The 13,231-nt window shown below is 68.2% G+C and carries 13 protein-coding genes and 1 other RNA gene; 4 read left to right on the plus strand and 10 right to left on the minus strand.

Annotated features, from left to right (window positions below; genetic code table 11):
- Positions 1–55: 55 nt before the first annotated feature.
- From FF100_RS13115 to FF100_RS13125, 3 genes are all read right to left on the minus strand, one after another.
- Positions 56–1,684 carry a CTP synthase gene (locus tag FF100_RS13115; RefSeq protein ID WP_139036107.1) on the minus strand — a complete coding sequence of 543 codons (1,629 nt, stop codon included), beginning with the start codon at positions 1,682–1,684 and terminating at the stop codon, positions 56–58.
- A gap of 141 nt (positions 1,685–1,825) precedes the next feature.
- A complete protein-coding gene (secG, locus tag FF100_RS13120; RefSeq protein ID WP_139036108.1) occupies positions 1,826–2,236 on the minus strand; it encodes a preprotein translocase subunit SecG in 411 nt (136 codons plus the stop codon).
- A 326-nt stretch (positions 2,237–2,562) separates the two neighbouring features.
- Positions 2,563–3,903, minus strand: a complete 1,341-nt coding sequence (locus FF100_RS13125) for a dihydroorotase (protein WP_139036109.1) — start codon at positions 3,901–3,903, stop codon at positions 2,563–2,565.
- Positions 3,904–4,011: 108 nt separating this feature from the next.
- Here FF100_RS13125 and ygfZ point away from each other — a divergent pair, with 108 nt between their 5' ends.
- The gene (ygfZ, locus tag FF100_RS13130; RefSeq protein ID WP_139036110.1) at positions 4,012–4,827 is read left to right on the plus strand and encodes a CAF17-like 4Fe-4S cluster assembly/insertion protein YgfZ; all 816 of its coding nucleotides are present in this window, start codon (positions 4,012–4,014) and stop codon (positions 4,825–4,827) included.
- A 162-nt stretch (positions 4,828–4,989) separates the two neighbouring features.
- On the opposite strand, the gene FF100_RS13135 is transcribed toward ygfZ, so the two are convergent.
- The 5 genes from FF100_RS13135 to fumC all read right to left on the minus strand — a co-directional run bounded on the left by FF100_RS13135 (position 4,990) and on the right by fumC (position 8,707).
- The gene (locus FF100_RS13135; protein WP_171070142.1) at positions 4,990–5,601 is read right to left on the minus strand and encodes a DUF2272 domain-containing protein; all 612 of its coding nucleotides are present in this window, start codon (positions 5,599–5,601) and stop codon (positions 4,990–4,992) included.
- An 11-nt stretch (positions 5,602–5,612) separates the two neighbouring features.
- Positions 5,613–6,341, minus strand: coding sequence for a hypothetical protein (locus FF100_RS13140; protein WP_139036112.1), 729 nt, complete (start codon positions 6,339–6,341; stop codon positions 5,613–5,615).
- 426 nt (positions 6,342–6,767) lie between these two features.
- A complete protein-coding gene (locus tag FF100_RS13145; RefSeq protein ID WP_139036113.1) occupies positions 6,768–7,028 on the minus strand; it encodes a ribbon-helix-helix domain-containing protein in 261 nt (86 codons plus the stop codon).
- Positions 7,025–7,216, minus strand: coding sequence for a DUF4169 family protein (locus tag FF100_RS13150; protein WP_139036114.1), 192 nt, complete (start codon positions 7,214–7,216; stop codon positions 7,025–7,027). Before FF100_RS13150 ends, FF100_RS13145 begins: the two co-directional genes overlap by 4 nt.
- 81 nt (positions 7,217–7,297) lie before the next feature.
- Positions 7,298–8,707 carry a class II fumarate hydratase gene (fumC, locus tag FF100_RS13155; protein WP_139036115.1) on the minus strand — a complete coding sequence of 470 codons (1,410 nt, stop codon included), beginning with the start codon at positions 8,705–8,707 and terminating at the stop codon, positions 7,298–7,300.
- 118 nt (positions 8,708–8,825) lie between these two features.
- Here fumC and FF100_RS13160 point away from each other — a divergent pair, with 118 nt between their 5' ends.
- Entirely contained in the window at positions 8,826–10,217 is a 1,392-nt protein-coding gene (locus FF100_RS13160; protein ID WP_139036116.1) for a cytochrome P450, read from the plus strand.
- 232 nt (positions 10,218–10,449) lie between these two features.
- On the opposite strand, the gene FF100_RS13165 is transcribed toward FF100_RS13160, so the two are convergent.
- Positions 10,450–11,094, minus strand: coding sequence for an SspB family protein (locus FF100_RS13165; protein WP_139036117.1), 645 nt, complete (start codon positions 11,092–11,094; stop codon positions 10,450–10,452).
- Positions 11,095–11,138: 44 nt separating this feature from the next.
- Positions 11,139–11,504: a transfer-messenger RNA gene (ssrA, locus tag FF100_RS13170) on the minus strand.
- 42 nt (positions 11,505–11,546) lie between these two features.
- Between ssrA and FF100_RS13175 the strand changes: the two genes are divergently transcribed.
- Together FF100_RS13175 and FF100_RS13180 are read left to right on the plus strand one after the other, a co-directional pair.
- A complete protein-coding gene (locus FF100_RS13175) occupies positions 11,547–12,281 on the plus strand; it encodes a CPBP family intramembrane glutamic endopeptidase (RefSeq protein ID WP_139036118.1) in 735 nt (244 codons plus the stop codon).
- Positions 12,282–12,436: 155 nt separating this feature from the next.
- Positions 12,437–13,231 carry a thymidylate synthase gene (locus FF100_RS13180; protein WP_139036119.1) on the plus strand — a complete coding sequence of 265 codons (795 nt, stop codon included), beginning with the start codon at positions 12,437–12,439 and terminating at the stop codon, positions 13,229–13,231.

The following is a 13,231-nucleotide window of genomic DNA, read 5'->3' on the forward strand; positions in this document are numbered from 1 at the left end:
CGCGCGCCGCCGTTCCGCACCGATCCGCTAACCTATGATAGTCCGGACCCGCCGCTCAGACCAGCCGGCTCTGCTCGATCGCCGCGGCGACGAAGCTCTGGAACAGCGGGTGCGGCTCGAACGGCCGCGACTTCAGCTCCGGGTGGAACTGGACGCCGATGAACCAGGGGTGGCCAACCACCTCGACGGTCTCCGGCAGCAGCCCGTCCGGCGACAGGCCGGCGAAGCGCATGCCGTTGGCCTCCAGCCGCTCGCGATAGGCCATGTTGACCTCGTAGCGGTGGCGGTGGCGCTCGGCGATGCGGGTGCCGCCGTAGATCTTCGCGATCTGCGAGTCGGGCGCCAGCGCCGCCTTGTAGGAGCCGAGCCGCATCGTGCCGCCGAGATCGCCTTCGGCCACCCGGCGCTCGAGCTCGTTGCCGCGCATCCACTCGGTCAGCAGACCGACCACCGGCTCCGGCGTCGGGCCGAACTCGGTCGAGTTGGCGTCGGGGATGCCGGCCAGCGAGCGGGCCGCCTCCACCACCGCCATCTGCATGCCGAAGCAGATGCCGAAATACGGGATCTTGCGCTCGCGGGCATAGCGGGCGGCGCGGATCTTCCCTTCCGCCCCGCGCTGGCCGAAGCCGCCCGGCACCAGGATGCCGTTGAGGCCTTCCAGGAAGGGGGCCGGGTCCTCGCGCTCGAACACCTCGGACTCGATCCACTCCAGGTTGACCTTGACCCGGTTGGCGATGCCGCCGTGGCTCAGCGCCTCGATCAGCGACTTGTAGGCGTCCTTGAGGCCGGTGTACTTGCCGACGATGGCGATCGAGACCTCGCCCTCCGGGCTCTTGATCCGGCCGACGATGTCGCGCCAGCGGTCGAGCTTCGGCTCGGGGCCGGTCTCGAGGCCGAAATGCGCCAGCACCTCGCGGTCCAGGCCCTCCTCCTTGTAGGAGAGCGGCACCTCGTAGATCGTGCCGACGTCGCGCGCCTCGATCACCGCCGATTCGCGCACGTTGCAGAACTGCGCCAGCTTGCGGCGCTCCTCGCGCGGGATCGGCCGATCGCAGCGGCAGAGCAGGATGTCGGGCTGGATGCCGATCGAGCGCAGCTCCGCCACCGAGTGCTGGGTCGGCTTGGTCTTCAGCTCGCCGGCCGACGGGATGTAGGGCAGCAGCGTCAGGTGGACGTAGGCGCAGGTGCCCCGCGGCAGTTCCTGGCCGAGCTGGCGGATCGCCTCGAAGAACGGCAGGCCCTCGATGTCGCCGACGGTGCCGCCGATCTCGACCAGCACGAAATCGTAGGCGTCGTTGCCGTCGAGGACGAATTCCTTGATGGCGTTGGTGACGTGCGGGATCACCTGGATGGTGGCGCCGAGATAGTCGCCCCGGCGCTCCTTGGTGATGATGTCGAGGTAGATCCGGCCGGTGGTGATGTTGTCGGCCCGCGTCGCCGGCACGCCGGTGAAGCGCTCGTAATGGCCGAGATCGAGATCGGTCTCGGCGCCATCGTCCGTGACGAAGACCTCGCCGTGCTGCGTCGGGCTCATCGTGCCCGGATCGACGTTGAGGTAGGGGTCCAGCTTGCGCAGGCGGACCTTGTAGCCGCGGGCCTGGAGCAGGGCCGCGAGGGCGGCGGAAGCGAGACCCTTGCCGAGCGAGGAGACCACGCCGCCGGTGATGAAAACATACCGCGTCATGGGACTTGCTCCATACACAGGCATGGCCGGGTTGCCAAACGCCGCCAGCTCAACGGGGTCATGTCCGGGCGGCGGGGCCGGCCGGATTCACAGGATTCTTCGCGAGGGGCGGCGCGGGCGCGCCGCCGGATCGGTGCAGGATCAGCGCGACTGGGGCGCCGCGGGCGCGGCCGGAGCGGCGGGGGCCGCCGGGGTCTGCGCGGGGGTCTGGGTCGCGGGGGCGTCGCCCTGCTGCTGGCGCAGCTGGTCGAGGACGTTGCCGGCCGGGGCGGTCTGGCCCGCCGGGGCCTTGGTGCCGGCGCCGTCGAAGATCGAGCGCGGGCCCGCACCCCGGTGCGACATGATCGCCAGGATCATGCTGGTGGTGAAGAACAGGGCCGCCAGGATCGCGGTGGCGCGGGTGAGCGCGTTGGCCTGGCCGCGGCCGGTCATGAAGCCCTGCGTGCCGCCTCCGCCGCCGAGGCCGAGGCCGCCCTCGGAGCGCTGCAGCAGCACCACGCCGATCAGGGCGAGGACGATGATCAGGTGGACGACGATCAGGACGGTCTGCATCGGGCTTCCGGGCCGGCCGCGAGGGCCGCCAACATGGCAATGGCCGGCACGCGGACGCGTCCGGACCTCCAATTCCGGGCGCTCCTATACGAGATATGCGCCGGAGCCAAGGGCGGTGGGCGGAATGGGGGAGACGAAGACACCGTCAGTCGCCGCGGGGCCGGAGAGGGGACGCCGGCTCCCGGTATGACTGGACCGTCGTGACGGCAGCCACCTGGATCGGCGTCGCGCTGCCCCTCTCGGCGGGACTTCGTCCCGCTGCGCTCACGCCGTTCGCCCCCCTCCCCCGCAGCGGGGGGAGGGTTCACGCGCGCAGCCGTTCTGCTTCACCCCCTTGCCGGGAAGCCTTCCTCGAACCGCACCGCCTCGCCCTGCGACGGCTCGGTGAGCGTGCCCTCCCACATCACCGCCTGCCCGCGCACCACCGTTCCGACCGGCCAGCCGGTGACCTGGCGCCCGTCATGGGGCGTCCAGCCGCATTTCGAGGCGATCCAGGCATTGGTGATGGTCTCGCGGCGCTTGAGATCGACCACGGTCACGTCGGCGTCGTAGCCGACCGCCAGCCGCCCCTTGCGGGCGATGCCGAAGATGCGCTTCGGGCCGGCGCTGGTGAGGTCGACGAAGCGCTGCAGCGACAGCCGGCCCGCCGCGACGTGGTCGAGCATCACCGGCACCAGGGTCTGTACGCCGGTCATGCCGGAGGGCGAGTCCGGATAGGTTTTCTGCTTCTCCTCCAGCGTGTGCGGCGCGTGGTCGGAGCCGAGAACGTCGGCGACGCCCTGCGACAGGCCCCACCACAGCCCGTCGCGGTGGTCGGCGCCCCGCACCGGCGGGTTCATCTGAACGAGGGTGCCGAGACGGGCATAGGCCTCGTCGCCGTCGAGCGTCAGGTGATGCGGCGTCAGCTCGCAGGTCGCGACGTCCTTGTGCTCCGCGAGGTAGCGCATCTCCTCCTTGGTCGAGATGTGCAGGATGTGGATGCGAGCGCCGGTCTCGCGGGCGATGCGGACCAGGCGCTCCGTCGCCTTCAGCGCGGCCTCCGGCGAGCGCCAGACCGGATGCGACGACGGATCGCCCGGCACCCGCAGGCCCTTGCGGTCGCGCAGCATCGCCTCGTCCTCGGCGTGGAAGGCCGAGCGGCGGCGGGTGCGCTTCAGGATCTCGGCGATGCCGGCATCGTCCTCGACGAGGAGCGAGCCGGTCGAGGAGCCGATGAACACCTTGATGCCGGCCGCCCCTGGCAGGCGCTCCAGCTCGGCGACGTCCTTGGCGTTCTCGTGCGTGCCGCCGACCCAGAAGGCGAAGTCGCAATGCATGCGGTGGTGGGCGCGCTTCAGCTTGTCGTCGAGGGCGTTCGGATCGGTCGTCTGCGGCACGGTGTTCGGCATCTCGAACACCGTGGTGACGCCGCCCATGACCGCGGCGCGGGATCCGGTCTCCAGATCCTCCTTGTGGTCGAGGCCCGGCTCGCGGAAATGCACCTGGCTGTCGATCACGCCGGGCAGGAGGTGGAGGCCGCGGCAATCGAGGGTGCGGCCGGCGGACGACTGCGACAGGTCGCCGATCGCGGCGACGCGCCCGGCCGTCACGCCGATATCGGCCAGACCCGCGCCGTCGTGGTTGACCACGGTGCCGCCGCGCAGGAGGAGGTCGAAGCTCTGGCTCATCGTCGGGGTTCCCCTCGTCCGCAATCCGCGTTCGCGCAGGCCCCGATTGAGGGCCGGGCGCAGGCGGCTTATGTCAGCCTTGCCCGCGGTTCAAGCAAAGGACCCCCGATGCCGCTTGCCCTCCTGCCGGACCGCGCCGTCGTGGCGGTCACCGGCGCCGACGCGTCGAGCTTCCTCCAGGGTCTCCTGACCTGCAACGTCGAGACGCTGCCGGAGGGGGAAGCCCGCCTCGGCGCGCTCCTGACCCCGCAGGGCAAGATCCTGTTCGATTTCCTGGTCAGCCGCGCGCCCGACGGCTACCACCTCGACACCGCCCGCGAGACGGCGCCCAACCTCCTCAAGCGCCTGACGCTCTACAAGCTGCGAGCCCAGGTATCGGTCTCGGTCCTGCCGCTCGCGGTCGCGGCGGGCTGGGGCGGCGAGGCCCCCTCCTCCGCCCTACGCGACGGCCGCCTCGCCGGCCTCGGCTGGCGCCTCCACGCCCCCGAGCCCCCGGAGGCGGACGCGGACGCGGCGACATACGCCGCCCATCGCATCGCCCTCGGCGTGCCCGAGGGCGGGACCGACTTCCCGTTCGGCGACGCCTTCCCGCACGAGGCGCTGATGGACCAGCTCGGCGGGGTCGATTTCAAGAAGGGCTGCTATGTCGGCCAGGAGGTGGTGTCGCGGATGCAGCACCGCGGCACCGCCCGCACCCGCATCGTGCCGCTGGCCTATCCCGATGGTGCGGCGGCGCCGGCCGGCGAGCCGGTGACCGCCGGCGAGCGCAGCCTCGGCCAGACCGGAGGCGGCGCGGGCTCGCGGGGGCTGGCAATGGTCCGCATCGACCGCCTCAGCGAGGCGCTGGCCGCGGGGGAGCCGGTACGGGCCGGCGGGCGGGCGGTGGAGGTCGCGGTACCCGATCGGCTTTGGCCGAAAAGTTAGATCGGCTTCCAGCGAACCGAACATTGTCCCGTCCAAGGCCCATGGCGGCGAGCCCGGGTGATCAAGGCAGGAGACGATCACGCGCGGGAGCGGTGCAACGCACAGGTCCCGCAAGCGCCCCTGCGCCAGGCAGCTTACCCAACCGATGCCTGTTACTGTGGGTCAAATTGTGTTTTTGATCACTCCGAGCCAGACCTGCCGGGGATCGACGATCCTTCCCTTCGATGTCAAATATGTCGTTTGCGTCACCGAATCAGAGACATTCCCACCGATCACGTCGATCTCATCGGATCTCTTGGCAACGACGATATCGGCATGACTGCAAAACCAGCGACCGGTCTTGAGGTCGCCGAATGCGGCAGCAGCATCCTTCGGTGGTGGCGGGCATTGGGGACCGCGCCTAGCGGCCCAGATCACGTCGCCAACCTCGATCGCGACCTGGCTCGGAAGATGCAGGCTCAACTTGGTGAATTTCTTCGGGGATCGCACGATGTCCCGGCAGTAATCCCAGTGTCCGGCAGCATAAGGAAATTCGCCGTCGGCTCCGGCCCGCTTGAAGTTAAAAGATATAAAAGCTGCAGACCACGGATATGGTGAGTTGCCGTTTCGAGCCGGCTGGTTGACAGCTCTCCAATATTCGTTGACATAGCCAACGTAAGGTTCGACACCCTCTTTTCCGACAATTTTTTTCTTCACATGCAATGCGCTTGTTGAAAATCCCCAGCGGGCCCATTCCTGGTGAACCGTCGAAACGAGAACATCGTTGAAAGCCATGACAACCTCCATCAAATAAATGCACCCGCGGAACGACTCCATTTTTTACCGGAAAATTCATTTTTGTTTCTGATCAGTTCTTTCCTTAGAACTTTGATGCGCTCCGGGTACGCGATCGAACCAAGTGCGAGCAATGCGCCTTGGGGATTGGGGCTGGCAAGGGCAGCCTGCATCGCCGGGTATTTCGCCCGCCCCTGATGCCTGATGTCGCAGATGATCATGCACAAGTCAGCTCCCTTACCATCGAGATTCAGCTTGCCATCCGCGTCGTTCATCAGACGCCGGAATACCGCTACGGTATGAAAAACCTGCAAACTCTGGACATCTTCATGGTGCGTCGTCCAATGTACAAATTTTGCCGCAGCAATGACCTCGGTGTCCTCGATGTTCTGCGTCGATGGATTGAGATAGTCCATCAGGGGTTTGGTTGTCTTCGCATCCTCAAGAGCGACTTCCTTGCCGACGCCGATCTTGCTGATACGCCCAGATCTGACGGCAAGATTGGGGAAGTAGTCCTGCGCCTCAGGGCGAAGAAGGAGGTCCCGAAAAAAATGCACGAAATCGCCATCCGGCACGTGGGCGCCAAACTGCGCGAACCCCCAGGTGAACCGGGCTCGGTCGTAGGTGTTCAACGTCAGGAAGTTGCCACCCTCGCAAGCGGCCGTGGGCGCAATGAAATCCGCCCAAAAGCCGAACATGTCGCGAGCGGCAACCTGATCATAGACAAGCTTCGGCAGCAACTTCGATGGGACATTAAATAGTCATTCGAAATCTTCACCAGTTTTTTTATCCTCGTACGATGTTTTATATCCTACGAAGAATTTTGCGTCCCCGTCAGCAGATGCCTCAAAGGCACGCCCATTGTGCATTATATTAAAATGAATAGCCATACTGATCCCCTCGCCATACTGCCGAGAGCTGCTTCGCAGGCTCATTAATTCTGTGACCTGCTCCCAAATCTACAGATTTTTGCGCCCCTTGCAATATATAGATACAGTCGATCGCTCAAAAAGCATTGCCTGCTTGTATTTACTCATCTTTAATCCTTGAAAATGGAAATCAAGGCACGCGCGACAGCTGTCGACGCAAATATTAAATATTTATTTTGGAATACAAAGTAATACACCAGCTATAGGCAGGCAGTTTTATAAGTTTTTTACTGTATTTTATTTATCGGCAACAGGCCACACCGCCCGCAGCACGAATACCCGGATCGCCGACGACAAATTCTGTCCGCCCCGCTCGGCATCGATCAACCCGACCAGCGCCTGGACCGAGAGCCCACGCGCGCCGGCAAGATGGCGCAAGGCGTCCCAGAACGCCGCCTCGAGGGAGACGCTGGTGCGGTGGCCGGCGATGACGAGGGAGCGCTTGAGCACTCCGCCCTCGGGCAAAGGGCCCGGCGGCGGGGTGTCCTCCAGGCTCATGCCTCGCTGTCGGGATTCTTCAGCCGGTGGCCCTCGTGCCGGGCGGCCTCCAGGCTCTTGCGGGCCTCCTCCCGGGTCTTCGTCGCCTTCGGGCGGCCGAAGACGACCCGGTTCTCGGTCGCCTGGGCCTCCTTGGCGGCCCGCTCGCGCGCCTTGCGGACCTGCTTCAGGTTGATGATCTCGGCCATGACCCGATCCTCCGCGCCCCCGCCACGGTACAAACGCCCCACGCCGCCGGAAGCTGCGCGGGGCATCGCGTCAGAGTGGGATTATTCGGCGCTCGGCGCCAGCATGTCCTCCGGGCGGACCACCGCGTCGAACTGCTCCTCGGTGACGTAGCCGAGGCGCAGGGCCTCCTGCTTCAGCGTGGTGCCGTTCTTGTGCGCGGTCTTGGCGATCTCGGCGGCCTTGTCGTAGCCGATGGTCGGGGCGAGCGCGGTGACGAGCATCAGCGAGCGGCTCATCAGGTCGGCGATGCGGTCGCGGTTCGGCTTGATGCCGACGACGCAATTGTCGGCGAAGCTCACCGCGGCGTCCGCGAGGAGCCGCACCGATTGCAGCACCGCGTTGGCGATCACCGGCTTGTAGACGTTGAGCTCCAGGTGACCCTGGCTGCCGGCCATCGATACGGTGGTGCCGTTGCCGATCACCTGGCAGCACACCATCGTCATCGCCTCGGCCTGGGTCGGGTTGACCTTGCCGGGCATGATCGAGGAGCCGGGCTCGTTCTCGGGCAGCGAGATCTCGCCGAGGCCGGAGCGCGGGCCCGAGCCCATCAGCCGGATGTCGTTGGCGATCTTGAACAGGCCGCTCGCGAGGGCGTTGAGCGCCCCTTGCGTGAACACCAGGGCGTCGTGGGTCGCCAGGGCCTCGAACTTGTTGTCGGCCGAGGTGAAGGGCAGCCCGGTCAGCTCGGCGACCTTGGCGGCGAACTTCTCCGCGAAGTCCGGATGCGAGTTGAGGCCGGTGCCGACCGCCGTGCCGCCCTGGGCCAGCGCCAGCACGCCCGGCAGCGTCGCGCCGACGCGGGCCCCGCCGAGGGCGACCTGCGCGACGTAGCCGGAGAATTCCTGACCGAGCGTGACCGGGGTCGCGTCCTGCAGGTGGGTGCGGCCGATCTTGACGATCTCGCCGAACTCCTTCGCCTTCGCATCGAGGGCGGCGTGGAGGTGCTGCAGCGCCGGCATCAGCCGGTCGTTGATCTCGCGGGCCACCGCAATGTGCATCGCGGTCGGGAAGACGTCGTTCGACGACTGGCCGCGATTGACGTGGTCGTTCGGGTGGACCGGCGACTTGCCGCCGCGCTGGCCGCCGAGACGCTCGTTGGCGAGGCTGCCGATGACCTCGTTGGCGTTCATGTTCGACTGGGTGCCCGAGCCGGTCTGCCAGACCACCAGGGGGAATTCCCCGTCGTGCCGGCCCTCGACCACCTCGGCGGCCGACGCCGCGATCGCCTCGGCGACCTTCGGATCCAGCACGCCGAGGTCGCGGTTCACCAGGGCCGCGGCCTGCTTGACGAGACCGAGCGCGTGGACGAGGGGCGCCGGCATCCGCTCGGTGCCGATGCGGAAATTCTGGATCGAGCGTTGGGTCTGGGCGCCCCAGTAGCGGTCCGCCGGGACTTCGATCGGCCCGAACGTGTCGGATTCCGTGCGGGTGGCTTTCTCGGTCGGCGACATCTTGGCCTCTTTGGCGGTGCGAAACGGCGCCTACTTAAGCCAAGAGCGGCGATTGTGCGATGCCCTCGCGGGCTTCGAAGCGAACGCGCCGAACCGCCCGTTTCCTCAAGGAGCCCGGATGCTTGCGCCTGCGGCGGCCCCGGCCGCCCCCTTCCGTCCCACTGTGCCCCGCCCGCGGACCGAGCCGATGGGGCTGTTCGCCTTCCTGCGCGCCGCCCGCGCCAACCCGCTGACCACCTGGTACGCGGAGCATTTCGAGCAGCCGATCGTCACCGGCGAGGGCGCGCTCGGCCGCGTCACGGTGGTGAGCGAGCCGGCGGCGATCCGCCACGTGCTGGTCGACAACGCCGCCAACTACCGCAAGGACGACCTCCAGCGCCGGGTGCTCGCGCCGGGCCTCGGCAACGGCCTCCTCACCGCCGAGGGCGACGAGTGGCGCCTCCAGCGCCGCACGCTCGCGCCGATCTTCTCGCCCCGCCACGTCGCGCGCTTCGAGGCGCCGATGTCGGAGGCCGCCAGCCGCCTCGCCCGCCGGCTCAAGCGCCGCGACGGCCAGAGCGTCGATGCCGCCCTCGAGATGACCCGCGTCACCCTCGACGTGCTCGAGCGGACCATCTTCACACACGGCCTCGCCCGCGAACCCGACGCGCTCGGCCGCGCCATCACCCGCTACTTCGAGGCGCTCGGGCCGATCGACCCCCTCGACGTGTTCGGCATGCCCGACTGGCTGCCGCGGATCGGCCGGATCAAGGCGCGGCCGGCGCTCCGCTTCTTCGCCGAGGTGGTGGACGAGCTGATCGAGCGCCGCCGCGCCCTGGTCACCGCCGGCGGAGAGGCCCCGCACGATCTCCTCACCCTGCTCCTCAAGGCCCAGGATCCCGAGACCGGCCGCGGCCTGTCGGATCTCGAGGTGCGGGCCAACATCGTCACCTTCATCGGCGCCGGCCACGAGACCACCGCCAACGCCCTGACCTGGACGCTCTACTGCCTGTCGCAGGACGAGGCGGCGCGGAAGACCGTCGAGGCGGAGGTCGACGCGGCCTTCGCCGCGACCCCGGCGCCGGGTCTCGACGCCTTGCCGCAGACCAAGGCGGCCCTGGAGGAGGCGATGCGCCTGTTCCCGCCGGTGCCGTTCATGAGCCGGCAGGCGCTCGCCGAGGACCGGATCGGCCGGATCAAGATCCCGCGCGGCTCCCTGGTGACGGTCGCCCCTTACGTGCTGCACCGCCATCGCCGGCTCTGGGACGAGCCCGACGCTTTCCTGCCCGAGCGCTTCCTGCCGGAGAACCGCGCCCGGATCGACCGCTACGCCTACCTGCCCTTCGGCGCCGGGCCGCGGGTCTGCATCGGCGCGAGCTTCTCGCTGATGGAGGCGACCCTGGTGCTGGCCCACGTGCTCCACGCGGTGCGCCTCGACCGGGCGCCGGAGGCCGGGCCGGTGGTGCCGCTGCACCGGGTGACGCTGCGGCCGCAGGACGGGTTGCGGATGCGGGTGACGGCGCGAGGCTGAGGAGGGGGTTGCCCGCCGCGAGCAAGATCCGCCACGTCATCCCGGGACTCGCCGCACGCGGGAACCCGGGATCCATCACCGCCAAGGTTCAAGAAGAAAGCGGAACACGGTCCGCCTGATCCCGAACCGTCAGCCGTGATGGATCCCGGGTTGCGCTCCGCCGGCCCGCGATGACAGGGACGATGTCGGAAACCTGCGTCGATACGCGGTCGAACGCCTCGGCGCTGCGCGCTCAGCTCTTCTTGCGGAACGCGTCCAGGCTGACCACCGAGGCGCCTTCCTGCGGGGCATCGGTGCGCTCGGCGGCCTCGTCGGGCTTCGCCTCGGCGCCAGCCTCGTCCTTGGCGGGATCCTTGGCCTGCGGCTTCGTCTCGGCCTTCGCCGCCGGCACGATCTTCGGCAGGTTGCTTCCGATCGCCGGCACCTTGGGCAGGGCCTCGCTCGGTTCGGAGCCGGCGCCGCGGATCGCCCGCAGGGGAGTCGTGCCGGCCGGGGCCGCATCCTCGGTGGTGGCAGTGCCGTCGTTCAGCTCGAACTTGAGGCCGAACTGCACCGAGGGGTCGAAGAAGCCGGTCACCGCCTCGAACGGCACCAGCAGCCGCTCCGGCACGCCGGAGAACGACAGGCCGACCTCGAAGGTGTGCTCGGTGACGCCGAGGTCCCAGAACTGGTGCTGCAGGACGATCGTCATGTCCTGCGGGTATTTCTCCCGCAGGCGCTGCGAGATCCGCACGCCGGGATAGTCGGTCCGGAACGAGACGTAGAAATGGTGCTCGCCGGCCAGGCCGTCGCGCGCCGCATCGCCCAGGACCTTGCGCACGACGTTGCGCAGGGCATCCTGCACCAGGAGATCGTAGCGAATCAGATCGTCTGCCATCAACCGTTGCCTGGCGCCGCATCGCTCGCGGGATAGGGAATTCGAGTGGAGGCTTCTGTTGCCAGGTGCCTCCGAACCCCGCCTATGCGGTGCTACCCGCTAGGACTTCGTTTGGTCTTGGGGACCGCTTACGCGGCCACCGCCACCGGAGCAAAGTTGTCGTTGGCAACTATTGCATTGGCCCGATTACGGCGGAACCATGCCGAGCGAAAGCTCAACCTTTACGCCCTCGTCGATCCTATTTCGCCCCCGCCGAAGCCCGAACCGAACGGGCCGTTCCGGGCTTGGGTGGAGGCGCCGGGTACCGCCCCCGGGTCCGATAGGTTTATTCCGAAGAACGTTTATCGCCATAGCCGGCCTCGCGACCGGCAAGGGCGAATATAGAGGGTCCCGTGCCGCTTTTGAAGCCCGCCCCGCACCATTCTGTGTCCGTTTCGCGAACCGTTGCGCCGATGCCCTCCCCCGAGGGCGGAAATCCCCCATCGCGGCCCCGTCGGTGGCTCGGCGTCGCGCTGGCGATCCTGCGGGCGCTGCTGCTTCAAGTGGCCGCGTTCGGGCTGGTCTTCGGCGCGGTCGCGGCCGCGAGCCGACTGCCGGCCCTGCCGTCGGACCGGCTGCCGTTCCCGTCCCTGAGCGGCCGCGAGCGGGCGGCCTTGGCCCTGACCGTGCTGCCGCACGTCGCCCTGGCGCTCCTCGTCCTCGTCGCGCGGCTGCGGTCGGGCAAGCCGCTCGGCTTCGTCCGCCCCGCCCTCTCGCGCCGGGCCGTCGTGCTGCTCCTCGCCTGGCCGCCGCTCCAGGTCGCGGGCACCGCCGGGCTCCTGCTGCTCTCCGGCCAGACGCCCGCCCGAGCCTGGCGCCTGTCGCCGTTCCTCGCCGGCGGGGTGCTGTGGACCTGGATGCTGTGGCTGGTGGTCCTGGCGCCCCTTGCCGAGGAGATGCTGTTTCGCGGCGACCTGTTCGCGCGCTTACGCCGTCTCCTGCCCCCGGCCGCCACGGTCGTGGTCAGCGCGGCACTCTTCGCCCTCTGCCACGCCGAGAACGGGCTGTTGCAACCGCTCTCGGTCTTGCCGCTGGGGGTGGCGCTCGGCGCGATGCGGCTGTGGACCGGCAGCCTGTGGCCCTGCATCCTGCTCCACGCCGCGAGCAACGGCGCCGTGGTGCTGGCGCGGGTGTGGAGTACCGGCTGATTCGGTCGCGCCGGCGCTCTCCCTCGCGCCGGGGACGCGCTATCGTGCAAGGCCGACCGGGAAGGAACCCTTTTTCCACCTGGGCATCGATAGAACAAGGCCGAATGGGCGCCGCGCGGCGCCCGCGAGCCGTCATCACGCGGAGGATGTCCGCCATGCGCCCCTACCACGCCCTCCTCCAGCGCATCCTCGACGACGGCGTCGAGAAGCACGACCGCACCGGCACCGGCACCCTCTCGGTGTTCGGCCACCAGATGCGGTTCGACCTCGCCGAGGGCTTCCCCCTGGTGACGACGAAGCGGCTGCACCTGAAGTCGATCATCCACGAGCTGTTGTGGTTCCTCGCCGGCGATACCAACGTCGCCTATCTGCAGGCGAACGGCGTGACGATCTGGGACGAGTGGGCCGACGAGCACGGCGATCTCGGGCCGGTCTACGGCCGGCAGTGGCGGAGCTGGGCCAAGCCCGACGGCGGCGGCGTCGACCAGATCGCCTGGGTGCTCGACGAGATCCGCCGCAACCCGGATTCCCGCCGCCTCGTCGTCTCGGCCTGGAACCCGGCCGACCTCGACCGCATGGCGCTCGCGCCCTGCCACTGCCTGTTCCAGTTCTACGTCGCGGACGGGCGGCTCTCGCTCCAGCTCTACCAGCGCTCGGCCGACGTGTTTCTCGGCGTGCCGTTCAACATCGCCTCCTACGCGCTCCTCACCCACATGATGGCGCAGGTGCTCGACCTCGTCCCCGGCGACTTCGTCCACACGCTCGGCGACGCGCACCTCTATTCCAACCACATCAACCAGGCCCGCGAGCAGTTGTCCCGCGACATCCGCCCGAGCCCACGCCTGCGCCTCGATCCTTCGGTGCGCTCGCTGTTCGAGTTCCGCTACGACGACATCGCCATCGAGGGCTACGACCCGCATCCGGCGATCCGGGCGCCGGTGGCGGTCTGA

Origin of the sequence: Methylobacterium terricola (genome assembly GCF_006151805.1) — a bacterium.
GTDB lineage: Bacteria > Pseudomonadota > Alphaproteobacteria > Rhizobiales > Beijerinckiaceae > Methylobacterium > Methylobacterium terricola.

Bases quoted from the DNA above. Each gene is read 5' to 3' on its own strand.
- FF100_RS13115 (WP_139036107.1), bottom strand. From the start codon at position 1,684: ATGACGCGGTATGTTTTCATCACCGGCGGCGTGGTCTCCTCGCTCGGC.
- secG (WP_139036108.1), bottom strand. From the start codon at position 2,236: ATGCAGACCGTCCTGATCGTCGTCCACCTGATCATCGTCCTCGCCCTG.
- FF100_RS13125 (WP_139036109.1), bottom strand. From the start codon at position 3,903: ATGAGCCAGAGCTTCGACCTCCTCCTGCGCGGCGGCACCGTGGTCAAC.
- ygfZ (WP_139036110.1), top strand. From the start codon at position 4,012: ATGCCGCTTGCCCTCCTGCCGGACCGCGCCGTCGTGGCGGTCACCGGC.
- FF100_RS13135 (WP_171070142.1), bottom strand. From the start codon at position 5,601: ATGGCTTTCAACGATGTTCTCGTTTCGACGGTTCACCAGGAATGGGCC.
- FF100_RS13145 (WP_139036113.1), bottom strand. From the start codon at position 7,028: ATGAGCCTGGAGGACACCCCGCCGCCGGGCCCTTTGCCCGAGGGCGGA.
- FF100_RS13150 (WP_139036114.1), bottom strand. From the start codon at position 7,216: ATGGCCGAGATCATCAACCTGAAGCAGGTCCGCAAGGCGCGCGAGCGG.
- fumC (WP_139036115.1), bottom strand. From the start codon at position 8,707: ATGTCGCCGACCGAGAAAGCCACCCGCACGGAATCCGACACGTTCGGG.
- FF100_RS13160 (WP_139036116.1), top strand. From the start codon at position 8,826: ATGCTTGCGCCTGCGGCGGCCCCGGCCGCCCCCTTCCGTCCCACTGTG.
- FF100_RS13165 (WP_139036117.1), bottom strand. From the start codon at position 11,094: ATGGCAGACGATCTGATTCGCTACGATCTCCTGGTGCAGGATGCCCTG.
- FF100_RS13175 (WP_139036118.1), top strand. From the start codon at position 11,547: ATGCCCTCCCCCGAGGGCGGAAATCCCCCATCGCGGCCCCGTCGGTGG.
- FF100_RS13180 (WP_139036119.1), top strand. From the start codon at position 12,437: ATGCGCCCCTACCACGCCCTCCTCCAGCGCATCCTCGACGACGGCGTC.